We start from the raw sequence: 26,490 nt of genomic DNA, 5'->3' as shown, positions 1-26,490 counted from the left end.
AGCCGGTGTAGAGTGAGTGCGTTCTGGGCCGGATCGGCCCAAGCACCTCGGTGCGGTTCACGCAGACCCGCGTGTGCCGTTCCAGCGGGTCACTGCGTATCAAGGGAGCTGCCTGAATCGGGCGGTCTTCGGTAGTGGCTGCCGGGCTCCCCGGATCTGGGAAAGGTCGGCCGCTTCGATCGACGGCCGTAGCCGCATCCAGGTTGGTGACCGCCCTCTGGGTTTCCGCGTGACGTACGCGAAACAGCGAATGACCAGAGAGGCCGCACAGACGTATGTCTGCGACTGAAATTGAAGAAGGCGTGTTCGAAACGACCGCCACCATCGACAACGGGAGCTTCGGCACCCGCACCATCCGTTTCGAGACGGGCCGGCTGGCCCAGCAGGCCGCCGGCGCGGTGGTCGCCTATCTCGACGAAGACAACATGCTGCTGTCGGCGACGACCGCCAGCAAGAACCCCAAGGAGCACTTCGACTTCTTCCCGCTGACGGTGGACGTCGAGGAGCGGATGTATGCCGCCGGCCGCATCCCCGGCTCGTTCTTCCGCCGCGAGGGCCGGCCGTCCACCGACGCCATCCTGACCTGCCGGCTTATCGACCGGCCGTTGCGCCCGTCGTTCGTCGACGGTCTGCGCAACGAGATCCAGGTCGTGGTGACGATCCTGAGCCTGGACCCCAATGACCTGTACGACGTGCTGGCGATCAACGCGGCGTCGGCGTCGACCCAGTTGGGTGGGCTGCCGTTCTCCGGCCCGGTCGGCGGCGTGCGGGTGGCCCTGATCGACGGCACCTGGGTCGCCTTCCCGACCGTCGAGCAACTCGAGCGGGCGGTGTTCGACATGGTGGTGGCGGGTCGCAAAGTCGAGGGCTCCGATGGTCCCGATGTCGCGATCATGATGGTCGAGGCCGAGGCCACCGAGAAGGTCATCGAGCTGGTCGAGGGCGGAGCGCAGGCGCCGACCGAGACGATCGTCGCCGAGGGCCTGGAAGCGGCCAAGCCGTTCATCGCCGCGCTGTGCACCGCCCAGCAGGAGCTGGCCGACGCGGCGGCAAAACCGACCAACGACTACCCGGTCTTCCCGCCCTACGAGGAAGACGTCTATTACTCGGTGGCCTCGGTGGCCACCGACGAGCTGACCAAGGCGCTGACCATCGGCGGCAAAGCCGAGCGCGACCAGCGCACCGACGAGCTCAAGGCCGAGGTCCTCGAGCGCCTGGCCGGTACCTACGAAGGCCGCGAGAAGGAAGTCAGCGCCGCGTTCCGGTCGCTGACCAAGAAGCTGGTCCGCCAGCGCATCCTGACCGACCACTTCCGCATCGACGGCCGCGGGATCACCGACATCCGCGCGCTGTCCGCCGAGGTCGCGGTGGTGCCGCGGGCACATGGCAGCGCGCTGTTCGAGCGCGGTGAGACCCAGATCCTCGGGGTCACCACGTTGGACATGGTCAAGATGGCCCAGCAGATCGACTCGCTCGGACCCGAGACCTCCAAGCGCTACATGCACCACTACAACTTCCCGCCGTTCTCCACCGGCGAGACCGGCCGGGTCGGCTCGCCCAAGCGGCGTGAGATCGGGCACGGCGCGCTGGCCGAGCGGGCGCTGATGCCGGTGCTGCCCAGCGTCGAGGAATTCCCGTACGCCATCCGGCAGGTGTCCGAAGCTCTGGGCTCCAACGGCTCGACGTCGATGGGCTCGGTGTGTGCGTCCACGCTGGCGCTGCTCAACGCCGGTGTGCCGCTGAAGGCGCCGGTCGCCGGGATCGCGATGGGCCTCGTCTCCGACGATATTGAAGTTGACGGCGGGGAGACCGAACGTCGTTTTGTCACCCTGACCGACATCCTGGGCGCCGAGGACGCGTTCGGCGACATGGACTTCAAGTGCGCCGGCACCAAGGACTTCGTCACCGCGCTGCAGCTGGACACCAAGCTGGACGGGATCCCGTCACAGGTGCTGGCGGGTGCGCTGGCCCAGGCCAAAGACGCGCGACTGACCATTCTCGAGGTGATGGCCGAAGCCATCGACGGCCCCGACGAGATGAGCCCGTTCGCGCCGCGAGTCACCACGATCAAGGTCCCGGTGGACAAGATCGGCGAGGTCATCGGACCCAAGGGCAAGGTCATCAACGCGATCACCGAGGAGACCGGCGCGCAGATCTCCATCGAGGACGACGGCACGGTGTTCGTCGGCGCCACCGACGGCCCGTCCGCGCAGGCCGCGATCGACCGGATCAACGCGATCGCCAACCCGCAGCTGCCGACCGTGGGCGAGCGGTTCCTCGGAACCGTGGTCAAGACAACCGATTTCGGTGCGTTCGTGTCGCTGCTCCCGGGCCGCGACGGCCTGGTCCACATCTCGAAGCTGGGCCGGGGCAAGCGCATCGCGAAGGTCGAGGACGTGGTCAACGTCGGCGACAAGCTGCGCGTGGAGATCGCCGACATCGACAAGCGGGGCAAGATCTCGCTGGTGCTCGTTGACGAAGAGGCCGCAGCAGAGACCGCCGCCCCGGCAGATGCCGCGCCGGTCAGCAGCTGACCCGGACCGCACGGCAGTACGCCGGACCACACTGCCGGGCGGTCTTCGGGTCGTCACCGAATACCTGCCGGCGGTGCGGTCGGCGTCCGTCGGCGTCTGGGTCGGGGTCGGATCGCGCGACGAGGGCACCACGGTGGCCGGCGCCGCGCACTTCCTGGAACACCTGCTGTTCAAGTCGACCCCGACCCGCACCGCGGTGGACATCGCGCAGGCGATGGACGCCGTCGGCGGTGAGCTCAATGCGTTCACTTCCAAAGAGCACACCTGCTATTACGCGCATGTCCTGGACAGCGACCTGACGCTGGCCGTCGACCTGGTGGCCGACGTGGTGCTCAACGGCCGGTGTGCCGTCGACGACGTCGAACTCGAACGCGACGTCGTGCTCGAGGAGATCGCGATGCGCGACGACGACCCCGAGGACGCGCTGGCCGACATGTTCATGACGGCTTTGTTCGGCGACCATCCGGTGGGCCGGCCGGTGATCGGCAGCGCGCAATCGGTGTCGGCGATGACCCGCTCGCAACTGCATTCGTTTCACCAGCGGCGCTACACGCCGGAGCGGATGGTGGTGGCGGTGGCCGGCAACGTCGACCACGACGAGGTCGTCGGGTTGGTGCGCCGGCACTTCGGGGCGCGCCTGGTCCGCGGCCGTAAGCCGGTGGCGCCGCGCAAGGGAGCGGGACGGGTGAACGGTGCACCCGGTCTGATGCTGGGCAGCCGTGACGCCGAGCAGACGCACATCTCGCTGGGCGTGCGGACCCCCGGTCGCGGCTGGGAGCACCGCTGGGCGCTGTCCGTGCTGCACACCGCGCTCGGCGGCGGTCTGTCGTCGCGGCTGTTCCAAGAGGTGCGCGAGGCCCGCGGGCTGGCCTACTCGGTCTACTCGGCGCTGGACCTGTTCGCCGACAGCGGGGCGCTGTCGGTGTACGCGGCCTGCCTCCCGGAGCGGTTCGCCGACGTGCTGAAGGTGACCGGCACGGTACTGGAATCGGTTGCACGCGAAGGAATCACCGAGGACGAATGCCGGATCGCCAAGGGCTCGCTGCGAGGCGGGCTGGTGCTGGGACTGGAGGATTCCGGTTCACGGATGAGCCGGATCGGCCGCAGCGAACTGAACTACGGCGCGCACCGCAGCATCGAGCACACGCTGCGCCAGATCGACCGGGTCACCCTCGACGAGGTCAACGCCGTGGCCAAGCGGGTGTTGAGCAAACCGTTCGGGGCCGCCGTCCTCGGTCCGTACAAGTCGAAACGGTCGCTGCCGCAACAACTTCGAGCAATGATAAGTTAACTCGATGGTACTGGGTTTCTGGGACATCGCCGCGCCTATCGTCGGTGCGCCGATGGCGGGCGGCCCGGGTACTCCGGCGCTGGCCGCGGCGGTATCCAACGCCGGCGGCCTCGGCTTCGTCGCCGGCGGCTATCTCAGTGCCGATCAGTTCGCCGCCGATATCGCCGCGGCGCGCGCCGCGACCACCGGTCCGATCGGGGCCAACCTGTTCGTGCCCCAACCCAGCGTCGCCGACTGGAATGCCCTGGAGTACTACGCAGAAGACCTCGAAGAGGTTGCCGATCACTACCACGTCGACGTCGGCCGGCCGGTCTACGGTGACGACGACGACTGGGAGGCCAAGCTCGAGGTACTCGCCGACGTCCGTCCGGAGATGGTGTCGTTCACCTTCGGCGCGCCTCCGCCGGACGTCATCCGTCGGTTGAGCGCGCTGGGACTGCTGGTGTCGATCACGGTGACCTCGGTCTACGAGGCCGGTGTCGCCGTCGCGGCCGGTGCCGACAATCTGGTGGTGCAGGGGCCCGCAGCGGGCGGGCACCGCGGCACGTTCGCACCGGACATGGAGCCGGGCAACGAGTCATTGCACCAGCTGCTCGAGCGGATCGGCAGCATGCACGATGTTCCGCTCATCGCGGCCGGCGGCTTGGGCACCGTCGAAGACATCGCGACCGCGCTGCGCCGGGGGGCGGTGGCGGCGCAGGTGGGCACCGCGCTGTTGCTGTCCGACGAAGCGGGCACCCACCCGGCTTACCGTGTCGCACTGAAGAATCCGTTGTTCGACGCGACCGTGGTCACCCGGGCGTTCTCCGGCCGGTACGCGCGTGGGCTGGCGAACAACTTCACCCGGTTGCTCGACCACGTGGCCCCGCTGGGCTATCCCGAGGTCAACCAGATGACCAAGCCGATCCGGGCGGCCGCGATTCAGGAAGAGGATCCGCACGGCACCAACCTGTGGGCGGGCGAAGCCTACAAGGAAGTGCAGCCAGGGCCGGCCGCCGACATCGTTACCGCCTTGGCGCCCTACATCCGCTAGCCGTTTCCGGTCAGCACGCCGGCTGGGTCGGTGAACGGCAGGCCCAGGTCTTCGGCCACATGGTCGGCCAGCAGCGCGCCGGCATGCGTCGAAAGACCTTTGGCCAGAGCGGGATCCGATCGGCACGCGCGCTGCCAGCCCAGGTCGGCGAGCTTGAGCACATACGGCATGGTCGCGTTCGTCAGTGCATAGGTCGACGTCTTCGGGACCGCGCTGGGCATGTTGGCCACGCAGTAGAACAACGTCTCGTGCACGGCGAACGTGGGCTCGTCGTGGGTGGTCGGTCGCGAATCCTCGAAACAACCGCCCTGGTCGATGGAGATGTCCACCAGCACGGCGCCGGGTTTCATTTGTGCGACAAGCGAATTCGAGATCAGGCTGGGAGCTTTGGCACCCGGCACCAGCACCGCGCCGATCACCAGGTCGGCGCGTTTGACCGCACCCACCAATTCATAGGTCGACGAGTAACGGGTGCCGATGCGCCCGGCGAACTCCGCGTCGAGCAAACGGAGCTTGCCGAGGTTGACGTCCAGGACCATGACCGACGCGCCCATGCCGCCGGCGACCCGGGCCGCGTTGTATCCCGCTGTACCACCGCCGATCACGACGACATCAGCGGGTTTGACGCCGGGCACCCCGCCCATCAGGGCACCGCGCCCACCTTCGGTGCGCATCAGGTGGTACGCGCCGACCTGAGCCGAGAGTCGTCCGGCGACCTCGCTCATCGGCGCCAGCAACGGCAGTGCGCCGTCGGCGGTCTGGACGGTTTCGTAGGCGATGGAGGTGGCGCCGGAGGTCAGCAGCGCGTCGGTGCAGGAGCGCGACGCGGCCAGGTGCAGATAGGTGAACAGGGTCTGCCCCGAGCGTAGATAGCCGTACTCGGCCGGCAGCGGTTCCTTGACCTTGAGCACCAGATCCGCCTCCGCCCAGACCTGTTCGGCGGTATCGGTGAGTTGGGCGCCGGCCGCCTTGAACTTCTCGTCGGCAATGGCTGAACCCTCGCCGGCGCCGGCCTGGATCAGTACTTCGTGGCCGTGCTGGGTCAACGCGGCGACGCCCGCCGGGGTGATGGCGACCCGGAATTCGTTGTTCTTGGTCTCGGTCGGGATTCCGACTCGCATGATCGCCTCCTGCCGAGCCCGCGTGTAGTTGACTCCTCGATTGTCTCCGAATCTCCGTGGCACCCGCCAATTATGATCAGCCGATGACTACACCTTCGGCCACCGCCACCGTGCAGATCGACGCCCCACCCGATGTCGTGTACGGACTGATCACCGACCTGCCGACACTGGCGTCGCTGGCCGAGGAGGTCGCGCAGATGGAGTTGCGCAAGGGCGAGTCGGTCCGCGAGGGCGCGGTGTTCGTCGGGCACAACGAGAACAGCGGCAAGCGCTGGCGCACCAAGTGCACCGTCACCGAGGCCGAACCCGGCCGCGCGTTCGCCTTCGAGGTGCGGCACACCGTCCTTCCGATCGCCCGCTGGCAGTACGACCTCGTCGCGACCAATGGGGGCTGCCGGGTCACCGAGAGCACCTGGGACCGGCGGCCGGGCTGGTTCCGCAAGCTCGCCGGCCTGGCCACCGGTGTCGCCGACCGCGACGCGGAGAACGCCAAGAACATCGAGCTGACACTGCAGCGCCTCAAGCGGCGAGCCGAAGAAACGTAGTACCGCGGGTATCGCATACCCGGCCCATTTCGATAGACTCGCCGGGTAGGACGGCGCGGCGAGGGGGCCTTGATGAGCACAGTCGACGACCGGGCGGTCGGCCCGCACTCGACGGTATCGGGCGCCGCCGACTATGAGCGTCTGGTCCTGGAAGCCCGCAACGTCGAGTTCGACTGGTCCGGTTTGCCGTTTCACTACGTCCCGAATGAGCCGATGGCCACCCACGTGCTCAACGTCCTGCATCTGCTGTTGCCCGCCGGCGAGGAGTTCTTCGTCGACGTGTTCAAGAAGACGCTGCCGCTGATCCAGGACGACCAACTGCGTCTGGACGTACAGGGATTCATCGGCCAGGAAGCCATGCACTCGCAGGCGCATTCCGGAGTGCTTGCTCATTTCGATGCACAGGGCATCGACCTCACGCCGTTCACCAACCAGATCAGGTGGCTGTTCGAGAAACTGCTCGGCGAGAAGCCGTATCGCAGCCGACGTCGGCAGCACGCCTGGCTGCTGGAGCAGGTCGCGATGATTGCGGCGGTCGAGCATTACACGGCCGTCCTGGGCGAGTGGGTACTGGACTCGCCGGCGCTCGATGCGGCCGGTTCGGACCCGGTGATGCTGGACATGCTGCGCTGGCACGGCGCCGAGGAAGTCGAGCACAAGGCCGTGGCGTTCGACACGATGAAGCATCTGCGCGCGGGGTATTGGCGGCAGGTACGCGCCCAGTTGGTGGTCGCGCCGGTGCTGCTGTTGTTGTGGATCCGCGGCGTGCGCTTCATGTTCTCGTTGGACCCGTGCGTCCCGCCGTGCACCAAGGCGCGGTGGCGCGATTACCTCAGCGCGGCGCGCCGTGGACTGGCGCCCGGACCTCTTCGGCTCATGCGGGTGGTGGGCTCCTACTACCGGCCGGGCTTTCACCCGTCGGAGTTGGGCGGGCTGGAGCGGGCCGTCGACTACCTCGCGGTCTCGCCCGCTGCCCGCGCGTCGCACTGATCCATGACCACCATCGCTGCGTCGGACGGCGTCGCCCTGGCGGTCCACCGATACAACGAATTCGCCTCCGAGCGCCCGACCATCCTGGCCATTCACGGCTACCCGGACAACCATCGGATCTGGGACGGCGCGGCCGAAATCCTGGCGAAGCGCTACAACGTGGCCGCCTACGACGTCCGGGGCGCCGGTGAATCAGGTTGTCCGGCAAGCAACTCCGGATACCGGCTGGAACAACTGGTGTCCGACGTGGCATCGGTGATCGACAGCCTCGGTGTCGAACGGGTGCACCTGCTGGCGCACGACTGGGGATCTGTGCAGGGCTGGGCCGCGGTCAGCGACGGCGAAGTGGCGCCCAAGATCGCCTCCTTCACATCGATCTCGGGTCCGCACCTGCAGTACGCGGGCAAGTTCCTGCGGTCGGCGCGCACCCCGCGCGCTGCGGCCGAGGTCGCCAGGCAGGTGATGTCGTCGGGGTACCTGGGATTCCTGCTGTGTCCGGGTGTCCCGGAGTTGGCCTTCCGCTCGCGGGTGGGCGTCAAAGTCGTCGAGGCCACCGAACGTATCGGCCGCACCAGCGTCAACAGCCGGAGCGTCAAGGCGCCACGGTCGATCGGTGACTACGTCAACGGGCTGAACCTCTACCGCGAGAACCTGCCCGGCCCGCTGGCGTCGCCAGGCGAGTTGCCACCAATCCGCGTCCCGGTCCAGGTGCTGGTGCCGGGCAAGGACATGTTCATCTCACCCGCCCTGCAGCGGTTCATCGGCGCGGTTCCGTTGTGCGGCAGGGTTATTCCGATTCAAGGCGGGCATTGGGTGGTGACGTCACGGCCCGACGTCGTCGCCCGGCTGACCGCCGAATGGGTCGACCAGGTGACGGGTGGGACCGCCCCTTCAGCAGCCTCTGTGATCCGCGGCGGCCCACGGGAGGTACGGGGCAAACTGGCGCTGGTCACCGGTGCCGGTGTGGGCATCGGGCGCGCTACCGCGATTGAGTTGGCGCGCAACGGCGCCCGTGCGGTGCTGATCGTCGATCGAGATCTGGCCGCTGCCAACGAAACCGCGGATGCCGTCCGCGCCGCATGCGCCGAGGCGGCGGTCTACCAGGTCGACGGCACCGACGAAGGCGCGATCGATCGCCTTGCCGCCGAGGTGCTTAGCGAGCACGGAGTGGTCGACATCCTGGTGAACAACGCTGCTGACGGCGCGGCGCTCGTTCTCTCGGGGACCTTCGGTGACCAGATGGCCGAACGAGGTGAAGGCGGCGCCATCGTCAACGTCTCGCCGGCCGCGGCGTCGCCGTCCGGCGCGGCAGAACTCAGCAAGTCCATGCGCTCCGGTCTTGCCGGTGAGGGCATCGCGGTCACCGCCGTGTACCCGCGCTCGGTCGACGCCCATGTCACCGAGGATGCCGCTCATCGCACCGCCAGAGCGATCGTCAAGTCCGTCCGAACCGGTGGCTGGACATCGGGGGTCGCGCATGCCATGCGGCGACTCAGCTCATCGGCGATCCGGCAGAGACGCGCATCAGACGTAGGGATGTGATTGTGCCGGAAAGCATTTGGACGAGCAGACCCGCCGACCTGTACGGCCGTCGGGACCGGGACCGGTTCCTGACGGTGCTGTGGGGACTGCGCACCGTGATGGGCGGGATGTCCGCGACGTCGCGGTGGACACCGGCGCGGGTGGCGCCGGTGCGGCGCACCCACGAGGCGAAGGTCGTCGGACGCGAACTCGTGGCGCCGGACGTGCTCGCGTTGACGTTGGTTGACCCGGACGGGGGACTGCTGCCGTCCTGGACGCCGGGCGGGCACATCGACGTCCAGTTGCCGTCGGGCCGGCGTCGGCAGTACTCGCTGTGCGGCCCGCCCGGGCGGCGCACCGACTACCGGATCGCCGTGCGCCGCATTGCCGACGGCGGCGGTGGGTCGATCGAGATGCACGACGCCTTCGACGTGGGCGACACCTTGGTATTCGAAGGCCCCCGCAACGCGTTCTACCTCGGAACGTCGGAGCGGAATGTGCTGTTCGTGATCGGCGGCATCGGCGTCACTCCCATCCTGCCGATGATGCGCGTCGCCGCGCAGCGCGGAATTGACTGGCGCGCAATCTATACCGGTCGCAGTCGGGACTATATGCCGTTGCTGGACGAAGTGGTGGCGGTGGCTCCGGAGCGCGTCACGATATGGGCCGACGACGAGCGTGGCGGCTTTGCGCCGGTCGAAGACCTGCTGGCCGGAGCCGGGCCGACGACGGCGGTGTACGTGTGCGGTCCGGCCGCCATGCTCGAAGCGGTCCGAACGGCACGCGACGAATACGCCGATGCTCCGCTGCACTACGAACGGTTCAGTCCGCCGCCGATCGTCGACGGCACGCCGTTCGAGCTGGAACTCGGCCGATCTCGGGAAGTGCTGCGCATCCCGGCGAATCGTTCGGCGCTCGACGTGCTGCTCGACCGCGACCCCACCACCGCCTACTCGTGCCGACAGGGTTTCTGTGGCACCTGCAAGGTCAAAGTGCTTGCCGGACAAGTCGATCGGCGCGGCCGCGCCGCCGAGGGCGACGACGAGATGCTGGTCTGCGTCTCGCGGTCCGATGGCGACCGGGTCGTCGTCGACGTCTAGAAGACGTTCCGTTCCGTCAGGACGTCGGCGAACCTGGTCAGATCGGCGGCGAACAGGGCGGGTTGTTCGAAAGCGGCGAAGTGCCCGCCGCGGTCTTGAACCGAGTAGTGCACCAGGTTGTATCGCGCGGCGGCCCAGGCCCGCGGCGTCTGCAGCAGCTCGCCCGGGTAGACGGCGTACCCGGTGGGAACGTCGACGCGACCGGTCCATTCGTCGAGCGCACCGGTGCCCGCCCGTCTTGATTCGCAGTACAGCCGCGCTGCCGAGGTCGCGGTGCCGGTGAGCCAATACAGCATCAGGTTGTCGATCAGTCGGTCGGTGCTGATCGGCATGCCTTCCCTGATGTCGCACCAGGCGTGGAACTTCTCGAGTATCCAGCCCGCCAGTCCCAACGGCGAGTCGTCCAGACCGAAGCCCAGCGAATGTGGCCGCGTGGACTGCACTTCCAGGTACGCGGTGCCGTCCTTGGTCCGCTCGAAGCTGGCAGCGATCGCGGCGAGTTCGGCTTCGGAGACGTCCGCCAACAGCTGCGGGTCGTTCTGGTCGGGCGGGGCGAACAGCATGTTGGTGTGGATCGCCGCCACATTCGCCGGGTAGTGCTCACCCAGGTAGCGGGTGACCAGCGCTCCCCAATCGCCGCCCTGGGCGACGTAGCGTTCGTAGCCGAGCTGGGCCATCACGTCGGCTACGGCCGCGGCGACGCGCGCGACGTCGACTCCCGGTTCGCCAGTGGGACCGGAGAACCCGTAGCCGGGCATCGACACCACCACCACGTGAAAGCGCTTGCGCAGCAAAGGCAGTGCGTCGAGGAACTCCACGATGGAGCCGGGCCAGCCGTGTGTGATAGCCAGCGGAATGGCTTGCGGGTGCTCGGACTTGGCGTGCAGAAAGTGCACGCGCTGCCCGGCCACCTCGGTGACGAAGGAACCCGCCGCGTTGATCTCGGCCTCGGTACGTCGCCAATCGTAGCGGTGCAGCCAGTGGTCGATCACGTTCTTCAGGAACGCCTGTTCGGTGCCGTAATCCCAACCTGCACCGGCGATTTCGGCCGGCCAGCGCGCCATGGTCAGGCGCTGACGCAGGTCGTCGAGCTGGGCTTCGGGGACATTTACTGGGTAAGGCTGGATCCGCGTGTCGACGGGCGCACTCGCTGTCATGAGCAGTGAGGTGATCGGAGCCGCCGTTGCAGCTTCGACCACGGCCGGTTCGGGTTCCGAACGGAACAGCCGGTAGCCGACATGAGGCACGGTCACGCCTGGCAGCGGCTTCCACACGAAGGTGCGACCATCGAGTTCGAATCCCTGCTTCTCGTAGAAATCGCGCGCCTTCTGGTTCTTGTCGGCGCACCACAGGATCATGTCGTTGTCCGGGTATTCCTGCAGCGCTCTGTCCAGCAGCAGCTTCCCGACGCCATGCCGTTGCTCTTGTTCCGCGATGTAGAGGGCATCGAGCTGGATGTGCTCGGGATTGGACAGATCCGGTCCGAACAGCGCCATCCCCACCAGCCTGCCGCGCGACTCGGCCAACCACATGCTCCAGCCGCCGCGCTTCAGAGTCGTCGGGTATTGGATGTCCACCCATGTCTTCGGCGTGCCGAGCATGTCCAGGACATGTGTCGCCACAATGCCGTTCCAGGATTGCCGCCACACCGGATAATGCATCGCCGCGACCCTGGCGAAATCCTTCGGTCTGGCTTCGCGGATCCGGATGTCGCTGGATCTCACGTAAGCACCTCCGGTCGCGCGGCAGTTTGACCATCTAAGACTAGAACTAGGGTCCTGCGCGCTCGTCGTCGTTGTCGTCTAAGAGGCGTTCGGGGTGATGGAAATAGTTGGTGCGGGGACCGCCGCGGTCGAAAATGCGGGGTGGGTGCCAGGCGGTGCGGCCGTTGGGGAGTTTGGTTGTCGTCCAGCCTTTTCCGATGAGTTTGTGGTTGGCGGGGCAGGCCAGGGTGAGTTTGTCGATGTCGGTGTGTCCGCCTTTGGCCCAGTCGTGGAGGTGGTGGACTTCGCATTTGTCGGCCGGTACGTCGCAGCCAGGGTAGGTGCAGCCGCGTTCGTTGTTGTAGAGGAAGAGGCGTTGGTCGGCGGACGCGGTGCGGCGGGCGCGGCCGAGGTAGAGGGGCCGGTTGGAGTGTTGATCGTAGATGGTCAGGTAGTGGTAGGCCTGGCTGGCCATTTTGATGAGGTCGCGCATGGGGATCAGGGTGCCGGCGGCGGTGACACCGTGGCCGGTGGCGGTGGTGAGTTCTTGCAGGGTGGTGGAGACCACGACGGTCACGGGCAGGCCGTTGTGGTGGCCCAGGGCGGGGTCGCCGAGTCGGCCGCGGATCAGTTGGGTGAGCGCGTCGTGTTGGCGTTGGCCGTAGGTGCGGGTGTCTCGGGCGGCGGCCTCATCAGAGGGTTCGCCGTTGACGGCAGGGTTTTCGTCGTCGGGGTGGCACATTCCCGGGGCGGCGTATTTGGCCAGCCAGGCATCGATCATTGCGCGCAGTTCGGGGGTGGCGATCAGGGTGGCTTGGCTCATGCCGTCGGGGCGTTGTTTGCCCCAGGTGAAGCTGCGTTTGCGGGCGCGGTCGGCGTCGGAGAATTTGCCGTCGGGGTTGAGGTAGAGCGCGGTGCGCTGGGCGGCTTTCTCGAGTTGGTCGGGGCGTAGCTGAGTGGCTTGATCAGCCAGGAAATTCTCGGCCTGTTCGACCAGGGCGACGGGCAGCTCCTGCGGCAGGTCTCGGATGAAGGTTTGTAGGACGCGCAAGTGCTGAGCGTCGAGCATGCCCTGGCGCCATTGGCGGGCGGTGGCGGGGAGTTCGGGTGGCAGTGTCTGGCCGGTGAGCGTCAGCCGGGGGGCCAATTGGGCCGCATCGCGGATGCGGCGGCGTGCCTCGGTGAAGCTGATGCGACACCAGTCGGCCACGATCTGGTGCACGGGGCCGCCGATGTCGGCGGGTTGTTCTGCGGCCAGGGTGTGGATGATGTCGTGACTGATCACCGCTTGGTGGCGACGGGCTGTTTCCAGGCGGTCCAGGGCGCGCACCCGCACGCTGGGATCGGCGGCGGTGGGCAGGTCGGCGAGGTCGGCCACGGCGGCGTCTAGGGCGTCGAGGCGGGCCGCCACCTCCGCATCCGTGATCGAAAACATGTTCGAATGATATCGCCGGCCACCGACAAGAGCGACGTCCAAACGCCACCTGTGGATGAAACGGGCTAACGTATCCCTCGTGCGCGGGTGGGATATGGAAGCCATCCGGAAACTTCGGGCAGCGGTTAACAGCGCGGACGCAACAGCGCTGGTCGCGGTCCTGCGCGAGCGGGAGGTCGAGCAGGTCCTGCAATCAGCGGGTGATGCTCTGATCGCCGCCGTCGCGCAAGACGTGCCCGGTGCGGCCCAAATCGGGGCGGTATTCGAGGCAGCGCTGCGCGAACGCGACTGGACCGGCGATGAACAGTTGGCCGAGCAGCTGTCGGCCGTGGTCGGCAACGCCCCGACGCCGATGCTTAAAGCAATCCCGGCGGACCTGGATGAGCTCTCGACGATGCTGGAAGGCGACCCAGCGTACGGCGGGGGTTACATCAACCCCGAAACCGGTGCGTGCTGGCCGGAGGCGGTGGATTTCGAGGAGCTCGGGATCGACGAGGAAGATCTCGACGACTGGATCTACGTACTGTGCGAGGGCTCGCACAGCGGTTACGGCGACATGGAAGTCTTCATCAGTACCGTCGACGACGCCGCGATCGCCGACCGGCTCGAGATCGCGATCCAGGGACGAGGGGCGTTCCGGCGTTTCAAGGATGTGCTTTCGCGATGGCCCGACGAATTGCAGCGCTACTTTCAGCTGTCCGACGAGCGCAAGCGTGGTCGCGCCAGGGCGTGGTTGGCAGCCGAGGGCTACCGACCGGTCCTCGCGACAGACCCCGAACAGTAGGCTCGAGGCCATGCGGGTTGGCGTATTGGGAGCAAAAGGCAAAGTCGGCGCTGCCATGGTGCGGGCCGTCGAGGACGCCGACGATCTGACTCTGTCTGCCGAAGTCGACGCCGGCGACGCGCTGAGCCTGTTGACCGACGGCGACACCGAGGTCGTGATCGACTTCACTCATCCCGACGTCGTCATGGACAATCTGAAGTTCCTGATAGACAACGGAATTCACGCCGTCGTCGGCACCACCGGATTCACCGATGACCGTGTCCGACAGGTTGAGTCGTGGCTCGCCCAGAGCCCCGACACCTCCGTCCTGATCGCGCCCAACTTCGCCATCGGCGCAGTGTTGTCCATGCATTTCGCCCAGCAGGCCGCAAAGTTCTTCGAGTCGGTCGAAGTCATCGAACTGCATCATCCGCACAAGGCAGACGCCCCGTCGGGCACGGCAACCCGCACCGCCAAACTGATTGCACAGGCACGAAAAGGACTGCCGCCCAACCCCGATGCCACCAGCAGCAGTCTGCCTGGCGCGCGTGGCGCCGACGTCGACGGCATCCCGGTACATGCGGTGCGGCTGGCTGGACTCGTCGCCCACCAGGAAGTGCTGTTCGGCACCGAGGGCGAGACGCTGACCATCCGCCACGACAGCATCGACCGCACGTCCTTCGTACCCGGTGTGCTGCTCGCCGTGCGCCGCGCCGGAGAGCGTCCCGGCCTGACCATAGGCATAGAGCCCCTGCTCGACCTCCAATGACCGATAGCGCCCGCCTCATCCGAATACAGCTGACCATCGCCTTTCTCTGTGTGGCGATGCTCGTCTACTTCCTGATGCTCGGCCGCGTCGCCATGACGATGATCGCCTCCGGCCGACCTGCCGCCGTCGGCTTGGGAGCGGCGGTGCTCGTCATGCCTTTCCTCGGTCTGTGGGCGATGATCGCGACGCTGCGAGCCGGCTTCACCCACCAGAAGCTGGCTCGCCTGATCGCCCGGGACGGAATGGAACTCGACGTCAGCGCACTACCGCGGCGCGCCTCCGGGCGCATCCAGCGAGACGCCGCCGACGCACTGTTCGACACCGTGCGCGGCGAAGTGGAAGTCGACCCGGACGACTGGCGACGTTGGTATCGGTTGGCACGCGCCTACGACTACGCGGGGGACCGACGGCGGGCGCGCGAGGCGATGAAGACCGCCGTCGAATTGCACGATCGCGGCGACGGGACCGAAAGCTGACGCAATCGGCTATAGGCTTTGCGGGTGAAGTCCGCCTTGGTAACCGGGGCCGCGACCGGGATCGCTGAGGCATGGTTGCACCGCCTGTTACCCGAGCAGCAGGTCCAGAACATCTGGCGGCGCATGTTCAGTCGCAAACGGGGCAGGTGACCGGTGCCGCGGTTGCTCATCGTTCACCACACGCCGTCTCCGCACTGTCAGGAGATGTTCGAGGCGGTGCTGGCCGGCGCGTCCGATCCGGAGATCGAGGGTGTGGAGGTCGTCCGGCGGGCGGCGCTGACCGTGTCACCAGCCGACATGCTCGAAGCCGACGGGTATCTGCTCGGCACCCCGGCGAATCTCGGATACATGAGCGGTGCGCTCAAGCACGCGTTCGACGTCTGCTACTACCCGTGCCTGGACTCCACGCGTGGCCGACCCTTCGGCTTGTACCTGCACGGCAACCAGGGCACCGAGGGTGCGGAGAAAGGCGTCACCGCCATCACCACCGGGCTGGGATGGGTGAAAGCCGCCGAGTACGTGCTGGTGTCGGGCAAGCCGAACAAAGACGACTTGCAGGCGTGCTGGGAACTCGGCGCCACGGTGGCCGCGCAACTGATGGACTAGGTGTACGTCGGCTGAAACGCTTCAGCCGGCTGCGCGAGCGCCAGCGCCGAACTGCTGCCGATCGGCCCGTGCCGATCGAACAGGATCGCGCTGCCGGTGGCCACGCCCGCTGCGCCGTAATGACTTTGAGCCGCCAGCCCGATGTACTCGCCGTCCGGCAACCGACTTGCGGTGATGGTGTAATCGGCGTTGATGTAGCGCAATCCACCTGTGCCCCAGTGGGTTAATGAGCTGGTGACGTCACCGACGAAGGCCAGGCGGGTGAACGGGGTCAACGGAAAGCCCGCCACCATCGGCCGAAACAGCCGTGTCCAGGCGAACTTCGGTGAATGAGACTGCTCCCACTCGCCGGCGGCGATACCCGGGCTGCCCTCGAGAGTCGCGCCATAGCCCCAGATGAGAAACGGCATATCCGCCGGGAAGCCTTCGGAACTGGTCGGAAGCGGCGGCATCGTCACGGGGGTCGACCACACCTCACCGTCGGGCGGGTCGCTGCGGCGGAGGAACAGCGCGCCGGCGCGTGCAACGATTTTCCCGTTCTGCGTCAGCACACCGTCGACGAGCTTGATGCGTCGGCCTTCTCGTTGCACCGACGTCTGGATCTGTACCGGTTCGAGCAGCGCCGGGCGTAGCAGGTCGACGGTGAGACGAGCCGGTTGAAATTCCGCGTCGATACCGGATTGCTCGATCCCCCAACCCAGCAGGCCGCCGACGATCTGACCGCCCATCGCCGCACCCCACGGCCCCCGGGTCATCGGGCCTGGGTGATAAGAGCCGTCGTCGACAGTGAAGAACGCCTCAGGCATGATGACGGAATCCTCGGTCGTCACCGCTACGACGATAGGTCACCGGCAACTTAGGAGTGGTCATGCCTCCGATTGCACCTGTGGTCGAAATTCCCCGCAGCCACAACCCATTCCCGCGAACTGGGGTTTCCATCGACGGCGACGGCATTCCGCGCTACGACGACCTGCCGGCCACCTTGTTGGACGTCCTGGCCGAACAAGTCGCCGCGCGCCCGAACAGCGAGGCCGTGGTCGAACTGGGTTCGCAGCGCTTGAGCTACCGCGATTTGTGGGACCGCGCGGCACGGGTTGCCGGCGGTTTGCGTGCCGGCGGCCTGAGAGCGGGCGAACGGGTCGCGGTCCGATATCCGGCGGGTGTGAACTGGGTGCTGGCCTTCTGGGGCACGGTGATGGCCGGAGGCATTGCGGTGGCCGTCAATACGCGGTCCGCTCAGCCGGAAGTCGACTTCGTGCTGTCCGATGCCGGGGCTAGCTTCGATCTCGCCCCGGACGCACCACTGCCCGACGGCGCATCGTATGTGACCGACCACCTGGACCGCGCCGACGTCGCCGCCCTGTTCTACACCTCGGGCACCACCGGTCACCCCAAGGGGGTGCCGACCACTCACGAGGCGTTCGTGACCAACACCGAGAACGCGGTCCGGTGTCTTCGACAGCCCAGGGACATCGGCGAGGGTCTGCGCACCCTCGTCTCGGTACCGCTGTTCCACGTAACAGGTTGCAACTCACAGCTTTTGGCCGCGACCCGGCTCGGCGGCGCGGCGGTGATCATGCCGACGCTCAACCTCGATGAACTGATCGCCGCGCTGCGCGTCGAGCGCATTTCGGTCATGGTCACCGTCCCGGCGATCTACTCGTTGTTGTTGCGGCACAGCGATTTCAGCACGGCGGATGTCTCCGCTGTGCGCTGGGCGGGTTACGGCGGCGCGCCCATCGCGCCATCGCTGGTGCAGGCGGTCAAGGCCGCGTTTCCACAGGCCAGCGTGTTCAACGGGTACGGCATGACCGAGAGCGCTTCGTTGATGACGGCGTTGCCCGACGAGGAAGTCATCGAGCATGCCGACGCGGTCGGCTACGCGGTGCCCTCGGTGGACCTCGGGGTGATTCCGTTCGAAGACGGTCAGTTGGTCGGTGAGTTGGTAACCCGCGGCGCCAACATCACTGCCGGCTACTGGAACCGTCCCGAAGCCACTGCGGCCACGATCGTGGACGGCTGGCTGCACACCGGCGACGTGGTTCGGGTGGACGACGCGGGACGGGTGCATCTCGTCGACCGCCTCAAGGACATCATCAACCGCGGCGGCGAGAACGTCTCCAGTGTCGAGGTCGAAGCCGTGCTGCTGGGGGCGCGCGGTGTCCATGACGCCTGCGTGCTGGCGGTGCCCGACGAGGTGATGGGGGAGAAGGTCGGGGCCGTGCTGGTGGGGGAGGACGTCGACGTGCCGGCCGTACTCGAGCACTGCCGCGAGCAGCTCGCCGACTACAAGATTCCGCAGTACGTCACCGTGGTGACGACACCGTTGCCGCGCAATGCGGGCGGGAAGCTCCTCAAGGGTCAACTTCGTGAACAGGTCCGGTGGGGTCCGGCGCTGCGCTGACCACTCGCGGCGTGTCTGATCAGCGTGAACGCGAGGTATGATACGGAAACTGTACGTATGGTGTTGAATCCTGACTTCCGACAGATGGGCGATGGGAACTGTGTCCAGGCCGCAGACGGTGTCACCGGCCGGCGTCTTATTTGTCGCTGACGCCGGCGGTAGAGGTGTTCGCCTGCCCGACCCGAGCACCTTTACGACCTGCGCCCCGAGTTGGCAGCGGTTTAAATGGAACGGGGGACTTCTCAAAGGAGGCACCGGCCGCCGACGCGCTCACCAGAAACGGAATGCCTGAGTGGATTTTGGAGCTATTCCGCCGGAGATCAACTCCGCGCTGATGTACGCAGGTGCCGGCGCGGCTCCGATGCTTACGGCCGGCGCGGCGTGGAACGGCATAGCGGCCGAGCTGAGCACCGCCGCGGCGTCCTTCGAGTCGATCATCACCGGCCTGAGCTCCCAACAGTGGATGGGTCCGGCGTCGCTGTCGATGGCCGCCGCGGTGGAGCCGTTATTGGTCTGGATGAGCTCTACCGCTGAATCCTCGGCGCGGGCGGCCACTCAGGCCATGGCGTCCGCGGCCGCATTCGAGACGGCCCATGCCATGACCGTGCCGCCGGCCGACGTCGCGGCCAACAGGGCCCGACATGCCGTGTTGGTGGCGAACAACACGTTCGGTCAGAACACGCTGGCCATCGCGGCCACCGAGGCGCGTTACAGCGAAATGTGGGCTCAAGACGCCGCGGCCATGTACAGCTACGCCGCCGCGTCGGCGGCCGCCGCCCGTCTGGAACCGCTGACCAGCGCGCCGGAGGTCACCAATCCGGACGGGATCTCCAATCAGGCCGCCGCGGTCGGTCAGGCCGCCGCATCCGGTTCGGCTCAGGCAGTACAACTCGGCAACCTGATCAGCGACGGCCCGCAGGCAGTGATGAGCCTTTCCGCCCCGGCAGCCGCAGAGTCCAGTCCCACGACGGTACTGGGATTCCTGAGTTGGCTCGACAGCGTCGAACATCCGTGGTGGGGCGGGTTCGACCACAATCGAGCAACCTACTGGGACTACACCATCGGCCAGCTGGGCAGTGGCGCAGACGACGCAGAAAGCGAAGTCGAGGAGCTACCGTCCGGCTTCCCAGCGCCGATCAAGATAATGCCCGGGTTCGCGCAGTCGATCACGCCGGCGCCCGTCGGTGGCACGACGTTGGTGGCCGGGTTGGGCAACGCGTCGGCGGTCGGTGGCCTGTCAGTGCCGACAAGCTGGGCTTCGGCGGCCCCGGCAATGGTTGCCCGTCCGGCCGTGGAGGCGACCGGCTGGGTCGTCGGCGAGGAAGACGAACCTACCGAGGTGACGCCGCTTGCGCCTGGAATGGTCGCCAATGCGAGCGACGGCGGTGCCGCCCCGGCGCCCCGCTACGGCGTCAAGCCCGTCGTCATGCCCAAGCACGGCGTGTTCTGATCAGGTCCGTACGCTAACTCCATGCGGCCACCACCGCGGGACATCGAGACGACCCTGCTGATTGCCAACCGTGGCGAGATCGCTCTCCGAATCATCCGCACGGCAACCGAACTCGACATCGGCACCGTGGCCGTCTACGCCGACGACGACGCCGACAGCCCGCATGTCCACGCGGCTGACGTGGCGTTGGGTCTGCCGGGCATCGGCGTCGCCGCCTACCTCGACCACGGCGCCGTCTTGGCGGCCGCCGGGAATGCCGGCGCGACGTTGATTCATCCCGGCTACGGGTTCCTCAGTGAGAAGCCGGAATTCGCGCGGGCCTGCGCGGCCGCCGGGTTCACCTTTGTGGGCCCGGCCGCAGAGGTGCTTGCGGTCGTCGGTGACAAGTCCAAGGCACGTGCCGCGGCGGCCGCCGCCGGAGTGCCGGTGCTGGCGGCTACCGAGGGACCGAGCAGCCTGGAGCAGGTGCGTTCGTTCTTCGCCGCACAGGACGGCCCGATCATGATCAAGGCACTCGCCGGTGGCGGCGGCCGGGGAATGCGTAAGGTCGCGCGGGCCGACCAGATCGACGAGGCCTACCGGCAATGCGCCGCCGAAGCCCAACTCGGCTTCGGCGACCCCACCGTGTTCGCCGAGAGACTACTGGACGGTGCTCGACACGTCGAAGTACAGGTGGTGGCGGCACCGGCCGGATACCAGACGCGTGCACTGGCCCTCGGCGACCGCGACTGCAGTGTCCAGCGCCGCTATCAGAAGATCGTCGAAATCGCGCCCGCCCAACATCTTTGCGACGATCTGCGTCGTGACCTGCACCGCGCCGCGGCCCGGCTGTGCGCCGGCATCGGGTTGCACGGTCTGGCGACCGTCGAATTCCTGGTCACCGGTGACGAATTCGTCTTCCTCGAAGTCAACCCGCGGATACAGGTGGAACACACCGTCACCGAGGAAGTCACCGGGATCGACCTGGTGGCGGTGCAACTGGCCATCGCCGGCGGGGCGTCCTACTACCAACTCGGTCTGCCGTCCGGAATCGCCTCTGACGGAACCGAAGTCATCGGTGAACCAGCGGCGCGATCCGGCATCGCCATCCAGACCCGGGTCAACACGGAGACGTTCGCGCCGGACGGAAGCGTCCTGCCCGCCACCGGGACCGTGGGCGCATTCTCGCCGCCGAGCGGGCCGGGCGTGCGCGTGGACACCTACGGCCGGACGGGACTGACGCTCAGTCCCCGGTACGACTCGTTGTTCGCCAAGGTGATCACCCATGTAAGGGGCACGTCCTTCCCGGCGGCGGTCCGCAAAGCCCGTAACGCGTTGGGAGAGTTCACCATCGAGGGTGTCGGAACCAACATCGAGTTCCTTCGAGAGTTGTTGTCCGACAACAGTTTCAGCGGGGCAGTAACGACGGATTTCGTGGACGAGAAACTGCCCGAACTGGCGGCTGCGGTAACGTCGCGCCAGACCCAGCGCCACACGCACATCGAGCTCTACCCGGGCGAAGAGGCGTTGCGTGCGCAGTTGTCCGGGACGGTGATCGAGTTGGTCCCCGAGGGTGCCGAAGTCGGTGCCGGCCAACAAGTCGTGGTACTCGAGGCGATGAAAATGCAACATGTGCTGGTCGCGCCGGCCCCGCTGCGGGCGGTCCGTCACCTTGTCGCGCCCGGCCAGGTGGTGGGAACCGGTGACGCGCTGGTGGTCTTCACCCGCGTCGGCGCCGACGACAACGACGGAAAGTCCGCTGCTGCGATAGATCTCGATCGTTCGCGTGCCGACCTCGACGAGGTCCGCCGGCGACACCTGATCACCCTGGACGAGGGGCGGGAAGCGGCCGTCGCCAAGCGGCACCGGCAGGGACGGCGCACCGCACGCGAGAACATCGCAGACCTCGTCGATCCCGGCAGTTTCGTCGAGTACGGCGCGCTGGCCATCGCCGCGCAGCGCACTCGGCGTTCGGAGGAGGATCTGATCGCCAATACCCCCGCGGACGGACTGGTAGCCGGGTTGGCGACCATCGGCGCGGATCGATTCGGGCGCGATGCGGCCGAGGCGGTGGTGGTGTCCTACGACTACACCGTGCTCGCCGGCACCCAAGGCATGCGCAATCACGCCAAAACCGACCGGGTGTTCGACCTCGCCGGCCGAAAGCGGTTGCCGGTGGTGCTGTTTGCCGAGGGTGGTGGCGGCCGGCCCGGTGACACCGACGTCGGCGGCCACGCCGGGCTCGACGTCCCGACCTTCCGGGTGCTGGCGGCCCTGTCCGGTCGGGTCCCCTTGGTGTCGATCGTCTCCGGTCGCTGCTTCGCCGGAAATGCCGCGCTGGCCGGGGTTTGCGACGTGATAATCGCGACCCCGGACGCCAATATCGGCATGGGGGGGCCCGCGATGATCGAAGGCGGGGGACTGGGTGTCTACCCGCCCGAGGCGATCGGCCCGATCGACGTGCAACGGCGCAACGGGGTGGTGAGCCTGGTCGCTCGCGACGAGGCGCACGCCGTCACGCTGGCCAAGCAATACCTCTCGTATTTTCAAGGCAGCATTGACGATTGGGAAGCACCGGATCCGCGTCTGGCCCGGCATGTGGTGCCCGAGAACCGATTACGCGCCTACGATGTGCGGCGCGCGGTCGAATCGGTCGTCGACGTGGGATCGGTGCTGGAGTTGCGACCCGATTACGGCGTCGGCATCGTCACTGCGCTGGTGCGCGTGGAAGGTGTGGCCTACGGGTTGATCGCCAACAGCAGCCACCATCTGGGCGGCGCGATCGACGCCGAGGCCGCAGACAAAGTCGGCGACTTCCTGACGCTGTGCCAATCGTTCGGGTTGCCGATCGTTTCGCTGTGCGACACACCGGGATTCATGGTCGGCCCGGAAGCCGAAAAAGAGGCCGCGGTCCGTCGCTTCGGGCGGATGTTCGTCCTCGGCGCGCAACTGACCGTGCCGTTCGGAATGATCATCCTGCGCAAGGGCTATGGACTGGGCGCAATGGCCATGGCCGGCGGCTCGTTCCACGCGCCACAGTTCACCGTCGCGTGGCCTACCGGAGAGATCGGCGGCATGGGCCTGGAAGGTGCTGTGCGTCTTGGCTTCAGCAAAGAGTTGGCCGCGGCCGCTGACGACTCCGAACGCCAAGCTTTATTCGACAAACTGGTCGCGGCGGCCTACGAACACGGAAAGGCGTTGCGCGCGGCCACTACATTCGAGCTCGACGACGTCATCGACCCCGCGGAGTCCCGGGCCTGGATTGCCAGGCTCCCGGGACGCCGCGCAGGCAGTCTTTAACCGTGTCCGGAACCGCAGCCGATGCCCGGCAGACAGCCTTCACCGCCGGGTATACCGCCCGGGCCGCCGAACTGGCCGCCGTTACCGCAACCCACGCCCGGAATGCAGCCCTGGCCGCCGGGGCCGCCACCCGGGCCGCCGTCGAGGCCGTCAGAACCGCAGTTGCCGTTGGGGTCGCACCCGCCGCCGCCCGGGTCGAGCGGGACGAAATGGGTGATGCCGGTGCTGGTAGTGCCCGGCCCGGCCGCGACAACGTCAGCCGCGGCCATCGGCGCCGCAGCGATCGCTGTAGCGACTGCCCCGGCCACCACCAGTGGTTTCATGAACTTCAATTTCGATAACATTCATCTCGCATACCACCCGGACCGGCATTCAAACATTGCATAGCAGATCGCATTTCCACTTCGAAGCGACAGAAGGCGTATCACGATGACCTCATTGGACTTGACCGGCCGCACCGCCATCGTCACCGGCGCTTCGCGCGGAATCGGTTTGGCGATAGCGCAACAACTGGCCGAAGCCGGCGCCAACGTCGTGCTGACCGCACGCAAACAGGAGGCGGCCGACGCGGCCGCTGCCGAGGTCGGTGGCCGTGCGCTGGGCGTGGGCGCGCACGCGGTCGACGAGGACGTCGCGCGGCGCTGCGTCGATCTCACGCTGGAGCGGTTCGGCCGGGTGGACATCCTGGTCAACAACGCGGGTACGAATCCGGCCTATGGACCGCTGATCGACCAGGATCACGCGCGGTTCAGCAAGATCTTCGACGTCAACCTGTGGGCTCCGTTGCTGTGGACGTCGCTCGTCGTCAAGTCGGGGATGGGCGAGCACGGTGGGGCGATCGTCAACACCGCCTCGATCGGCGGCATGCACCAATCGCCGGCCATGGGCATGTACAACGCCACCAAAGCTGCGCTGATTCACGTGACCAAGCAACTGGCACTGGAACTTTCACCGCGCATCCGGGTGAACGCGATCTGCCCCGGGGTGGTGCGCACCAGGCTTGCCGAGGCACTGTGGAAGGACCACGAGGATCCGCTCGCGAGATCGATTGCGCTGGGCAGGATCGGCGAGCCGGTCGATGTCGCGGGCGCCGTCGCCTTTCTGGTGTCCGACGCCGCGAGTTGGATCACCGGCGAGACGATGGTGATCGACGGCGGTCTGTTACTGGGTGCGGCAGAAGGCTTTCAGGCCAGATGAGCGCCGACGGCGAGCTGAAGGAGCGGGTGCAGGCGCTGCTCGACGAGTACCCGCCGACCAGCACCGAACCTCGAGACTTCCTGGGCGCGCAGTACGACGCGGGACTGGCGTGGGTGTACCTGCCGAATGGTTTCGGTGGGCTCGGGCTGCCGCGGACCGCGCAGGAACGGGTCGATCGGCAGCTGGCCGCCGCGGGCGCACCGGTGGGCGGCACCCCCAAGAACTACATCGGCATGGGCATGGCCGCGCCGACGATCGCGGCGTTCGGCACCGACGAGCAGAAGCGTAAGTTCCTGCGCCCGTTGTTCACTGGCGAGCAAATCTACTGTCAGCTGTTCAGCGAACCAGGGGCGGGATCGGATCTGGCCGCGGCGGCCACCCGCGCGGTACGAGACGGCGACGAGTGGATCGTCAACGGGCAGAAGGTGTGGACGTCGCAGGCCCAGCACGCGCAGATGGCCATCCTGGTCGCCCGCACCGACCCCACAGTGCCCAAACACCTGGGCTTGACGTATTTCCTGTGCGACGTCACCCAACCGGGCGTCGAAATCCGTCCGCTGCGCCAGATCACCGGCGAAGCCGAGTTCAACGAGGTGTTTCTCACCGACGTCCGGGTGCCCGACGCCAATCGGCTGGGCCCCGAGGGCGGCGGCTGGCGGGTGGCGACCACGACGCTGAACAACGAACGGGTCGCCATCGGCACCCGGCCGGGGGTACCGCGGGAAGGCGGTCATATCGGCAAGGTCACCCAGGCGTGGCGGCAGGATCCGGCGCTGCGCAACCCCGCGATGCACGACGACCTGATGCGGTTGTGGGTGGACGCGGAAGTGTTCCGGCTGAGCGGGGAACGACTACGCCAGCAGGCCGTCGCCGGGCAACCCGGTCCCGAAGGAGCCGGGATGAAGATCACTTTCGCCCAACTGGCGCAGGCGATTTCGGGCTTCGAAGTCGAACTGCACGCCGAGCAAGGACTCCGCTACGACGACTGGACTTTGCGTCGCCCCGAAGTGGTGGACCTGACCGGTCGCGGACCCGGCTATCGCTACCTGCGCGCCCGCGGCAACTCCATCGAGGGTGGTACCTCAGAGATCCTGCGCAACACGGTGTCTGAGCGGGTGCTGGGTCTGCCCGGTGAACACCGCGTCGACAAGGACGTCGCTTGGAAGGACATTCCCCGATGACCGACCTGCTGTATTCCGACACCGAGGAGGCACTGCGCGACGGCGTCCGGCAGCTTTTCGCCGACCGGTGTCCCCCGGAGCTCGTCGCCAAATCGTATGACCAAGTGGCACCGGACTTTTCGGCGCTGTGGCGCACACTGGCCGCGGAGCTGGGAGTGGCCGGCCTGCTGGTGCCGGAGTCCCTTGGCGGGGCGGGAGCAAGCGCCCGCGAGGCTGCGGTGGTCATGGAAGAGATCGGGCGCGCGGTCGCGCCGGTGCCGTTCCTGTCCAGCGCGGTGCTCGCGACGGTCGCGCTGACCACCGCAGGCGACACCGAGGTGCTGCCGGCGCTGGCGTCCGGCGCGAGCACCGCCGCACTGGTGGTGCCGCTGTCCACAGCGCCGTGGGATGTCGCCCCGGCGGTGAGCACCGGTGCCGACGGGCTGACCGGACTCGTCACCAGTGTCGCCGGCGCCGCCGAAGCCGACCTGCTGGTGGTACCGGTGGCCGCACCGGACGGGGTTGAGCTGCATACCGTTTCGCGTTCCTCCGCGGGTGTCGAGGTGACACCGGTGCTGGCCTTCGACATGACCCGACCCCTCGCCGACGTCCGGTTTACGGGTGCCGCCTCCACCCGCGTGGGTGCCGGCGCAGGCGCCGTGGCAACGGCTTTGCAGACCGGTGCGGCACTGCTGGCCTCCGAGCAGCTCGGCCTGGTGCAGTGGTGCTTCGACACCACGCTCGCCTACGCGAAGGAGCGCAAGCAGTTCGGCCGCGCGATCGGCTCGTATCAGGCGATCAAGCACCGGCTGGCGGACCTGTGGTTGGTGGTCAGTTCGGCGACGTCGGCGGCCCGTTACGCCGCGGACACCGCTGCCCGTGATGACGTCGACGCCGTCGTCGCGGCGTCGGTCGCGCAGGCCTATTGCAGCGGCGCGGCGGTGCATGCGGCTGAGGAGTGCGTGCAATTGCACGGCGGCATCGGAATGACCTGGGAGTATCCCGCGCATCTGTACCTCAAGCGCGCCAAGAGCGACCAACTGGCCTTCGGGACCGAGTACCGGCACCGGTCGCGGCTGGGCGACCTGGTCGACCTGCCGGTCACCTGAACTG

The 26,490-nt window shown here is 67.3% G+C and carries 23 protein-coding genes; 18 read left to right on the top strand and 5 right to left on the bottom strand.

Translation table 11 applies throughout. From position 1 onward, the window contains the following. Window positions 1-275: 275 nt before the first annotated feature. The 3 genes from AC5Y4D_RS12430 to AC5Y4D_RS12420 are packed head-to-tail and all read left to right on the top strand — an operon-like array spanning window position 276 to window position 4,858. Window positions 276-2,534, top strand: coding sequence for a polyribonucleotide nucleotidyltransferase (locus AC5Y4D_RS12430; RefSeq protein ID WP_500037287.1), 2,259 nt, complete (start codon window positions 276-278; stop codon window positions 2,532-2,534). After that, the gene (locus AC5Y4D_RS12425; RefSeq protein ID WP_499942257.1) at window positions 2,512-3,825 is read left to right on the top strand and encodes a M16 family metallopeptidase; all 1,314 of its coding nucleotides are present in this window, start codon (window positions 2,512-2,514) and stop codon (window positions 3,823-3,825) included. The genes AC5Y4D_RS12430 and AC5Y4D_RS12425 overlap by 23 nt, the downstream gene beginning before the upstream one ends. A 4-nt stretch (window positions 3,826-3,829) precedes the next feature. Beyond that, window positions 3,830-4,858 carry a nitronate monooxygenase gene (locus tag AC5Y4D_RS12420; protein WP_500037286.1) on the top strand — a complete coding sequence of 343 codons (1,029 nt, stop codon included), beginning with the start codon at window positions 3,830-3,832 and terminating at the stop codon, window positions 4,856-4,858. On the opposite strand, the gene ald is transcribed toward AC5Y4D_RS12420, so the two are convergent. After that, window positions 4,855-5,979, bottom strand: coding sequence for an alanine dehydrogenase (gene ald / locus AC5Y4D_RS12415; RefSeq protein ID WP_500037285.1), 1,125 nt, complete (start codon window positions 5,977-5,979; stop codon window positions 4,855-4,857). The genes AC5Y4D_RS12420 and ald overlap by 4 nt on opposite strands. An 83-nt stretch (window positions 5,980-6,062) precedes the next feature. Between ald and AC5Y4D_RS12410 the strand changes: the two genes are divergently transcribed. The 4 genes from AC5Y4D_RS12410 (at window position 6,063) to AC5Y4D_RS12395 (ending at window position 10,135) form a co-directional block, all read left to right on the top strand. Then, window positions 6,063-6,524 (top strand): SRPBCC family protein, encoded by a 462-nt coding sequence (locus tag AC5Y4D_RS12410; protein ID WP_500037284.1) that lies wholly within the window; start codon window positions 6,063-6,065, stop codon window positions 6,522-6,524. Between the two features lie 72 nt (window positions 6,525-6,596). Beyond that, complete coding sequence (locus tag AC5Y4D_RS12405) at window positions 6,597-7,514, top strand: metal-dependent hydrolase (protein ID WP_500037283.1); 918 nt, start codon at window positions 6,597-6,599, stop codon at window positions 7,512-7,514. A gap of 3 nt (window positions 7,515-7,517) precedes the next feature. Further along, complete coding sequence (locus AC5Y4D_RS12400) at window positions 7,518-9,056, top strand: alpha/beta fold hydrolase (protein ID WP_500037282.1); 1,539 nt, start codon at window positions 7,518-7,520, stop codon at window positions 9,054-9,056. Between the two features lie 2 nt (window positions 9,057-9,058). Then, window positions 9,059-10,135 (top strand): PDR/VanB family oxidoreductase, encoded by a 1,077-nt coding sequence (locus AC5Y4D_RS12395; RefSeq protein ID WP_500037281.1) that lies wholly within the window; start codon window positions 9,059-9,061, stop codon window positions 10,133-10,135. Here AC5Y4D_RS12395 and AC5Y4D_RS12390 read toward each other — a convergent pair. Both AC5Y4D_RS12390 and AC5Y4D_RS12385 read right to left on the bottom strand, forming a co-directional pair. Then, entirely contained in the window at window positions 10,132-11,859 is a 1,728-nt protein-coding gene (locus tag AC5Y4D_RS12390) for an alpha/beta fold hydrolase (protein ID WP_500037280.1), read from the bottom strand. The genes AC5Y4D_RS12395 and AC5Y4D_RS12390 overlap by 4 nt on opposite strands. Window positions 11,860-11,905: 46 nt before the next feature. Next, on the bottom strand, window positions 11,906-13,273 hold the full coding sequence (locus AC5Y4D_RS12385; protein ID WP_500037279.1) for an HNH endonuclease signature motif containing protein: 1,368 nt from the start codon (window positions 13,271-13,273) through the stop codon (window positions 11,906-11,908). Between the two features lie 79 nt (window positions 13,274-13,352). Between AC5Y4D_RS12385 and AC5Y4D_RS12380 the strand changes: the two genes are divergently transcribed. The 5 genes from AC5Y4D_RS12380 to AC5Y4D_RS12360 are packed head-to-tail and all read left to right on the top strand — an operon-like array spanning window position 13,353 to window position 15,887. Then, the gene (locus AC5Y4D_RS12380; RefSeq protein ID WP_500037278.1) at window positions 13,353-14,057 is read left to right on the top strand and encodes a UPF0158 family protein; all 705 of its coding nucleotides are present in this window, start codon (window positions 13,353-13,355) and stop codon (window positions 14,055-14,057) included. Between the two features lie 10 nt (window positions 14,058-14,067). Then, window positions 14,068-14,805, top strand: coding sequence for a 4-hydroxy-tetrahydrodipicolinate reductase (gene dapB, locus AC5Y4D_RS12375; protein ID WP_499942274.1), 738 nt, complete (start codon window positions 14,068-14,070; stop codon window positions 14,803-14,805). After that, complete coding sequence (locus AC5Y4D_RS12370) at window positions 14,802-15,281, top strand: hypothetical protein (protein ID WP_500037277.1); 480 nt, start codon at window positions 14,802-14,804, stop codon at window positions 15,279-15,281. The genes dapB and AC5Y4D_RS12370 overlap by 4 nt, the downstream gene beginning before the upstream one ends. A gap of 24 nt (window positions 15,282-15,305) precedes the next feature. Further along, window positions 15,306-15,431: a hypothetical protein gene (locus tag AC5Y4D_RS12365; RefSeq protein WP_500037276.1), complete on the top strand. Its 126-nt coding sequence runs from the start codon at window positions 15,306-15,308 to the stop codon at window positions 15,429-15,431. Window positions 15,432-15,434: 3 nt separating this feature from the next. Next, window positions 15,435-15,887: a flavodoxin family protein gene (locus AC5Y4D_RS12360; protein WP_500037275.1), complete on the top strand. Its 453-nt coding sequence runs from the start codon at window positions 15,435-15,437 to the stop codon at window positions 15,885-15,887. Here AC5Y4D_RS12360 and AC5Y4D_RS12355 read toward each other — a convergent pair. Beyond that, window positions 15,884-16,717 carry a thioesterase family protein gene (locus tag AC5Y4D_RS12355; protein WP_500037274.1) on the bottom strand — a complete coding sequence of 278 codons (834 nt, stop codon included), beginning with the start codon at window positions 16,715-16,717 and terminating at the stop codon, window positions 15,884-15,886. The genes AC5Y4D_RS12360 and AC5Y4D_RS12355 overlap by 4 nt on opposite strands. Before the next feature lie 56 nt (window positions 16,718-16,773). On the opposite strand from AC5Y4D_RS12355, the gene AC5Y4D_RS12350 reads away from it, so the two are divergent. From AC5Y4D_RS12350 to AC5Y4D_RS12340, 3 genes are all read left to right on the top strand, one after another. Beyond that, window positions 16,774-18,291 carry a class I adenylate-forming enzyme family protein gene (locus AC5Y4D_RS12350; RefSeq protein ID WP_500037358.1) on the top strand — a complete coding sequence of 506 codons (1,518 nt, stop codon included), beginning with the start codon at window positions 16,774-16,776 and terminating at the stop codon, window positions 18,289-18,291. A gap of 292 nt (window positions 18,292-18,583) precedes the next feature. Beyond that, window positions 18,584-19,741 carry a PPE family protein gene (locus AC5Y4D_RS12345; protein WP_500037273.1) on the top strand — a complete coding sequence of 386 codons (1,158 nt, stop codon included), beginning with the start codon at window positions 18,584-18,586 and terminating at the stop codon, window positions 19,739-19,741. Window positions 19,742-19,762: 21 nt separating this feature from the next. Next, window positions 19,763-23,020, top strand: a complete 3,258-nt coding sequence (locus AC5Y4D_RS12340; protein WP_500037272.1) for an acetyl-CoA carboxylase family protein — start codon at window positions 19,763-19,765, stop codon at window positions 23,018-23,020. Here AC5Y4D_RS12340 and AC5Y4D_RS12335 read toward each other — a convergent pair. Further along, window positions 23,017-23,343: a PE-PGRS family protein gene (locus AC5Y4D_RS12335; protein WP_500037271.1), complete on the bottom strand. Its 327-nt coding sequence runs from the start codon at window positions 23,341-23,343 to the stop codon at window positions 23,017-23,019. The two genes, AC5Y4D_RS12340 and AC5Y4D_RS12335, sit on opposite strands and share 4 nt — an antisense overlap. A gap of 106 nt (window positions 23,344-23,449) precedes the next feature. On the opposite strand from AC5Y4D_RS12335, the gene AC5Y4D_RS12330 reads away from it, so the two are divergent. The 3 genes from AC5Y4D_RS12330 to AC5Y4D_RS12320 are packed head-to-tail and all read left to right on the top strand — an operon-like array spanning window position 23,450 to window position 26,486. Continuing rightward, a complete protein-coding gene (locus tag AC5Y4D_RS12330) occupies window positions 23,450-24,217 on the top strand; it encodes an SDR family oxidoreductase (protein ID WP_500037270.1) in 768 nt (255 codons plus the stop codon). Then, window positions 24,214-25,398 (top strand): acyl-CoA dehydrogenase family protein, encoded by a 1,185-nt coding sequence (locus tag AC5Y4D_RS12325; RefSeq protein ID WP_500037269.1) that lies wholly within the window; start codon window positions 24,214-24,216, stop codon window positions 25,396-25,398. Before AC5Y4D_RS12330 ends, AC5Y4D_RS12325 begins: the two co-directional genes overlap by 4 nt. Further along, window positions 25,395-26,486: an acyl-CoA dehydrogenase family protein gene (locus tag AC5Y4D_RS12320; protein ID WP_500037268.1), complete on the top strand. Its 1,092-nt coding sequence runs from the start codon at window positions 25,395-25,397 to the stop codon at window positions 26,484-26,486. The genes AC5Y4D_RS12325 and AC5Y4D_RS12320 overlap by 4 nt, the downstream gene beginning before the upstream one ends. Window positions 26,487-26,490: the final 4 nt, after the last annotated feature.

It is taken from the genome of Mycobacterium sp. NGS67 (assembly GCF_059812185.1).
Note: the sequence above shows the minus strand (reverse complement) of the source record. Positions and strands in the feature narration are given on the sequence as shown.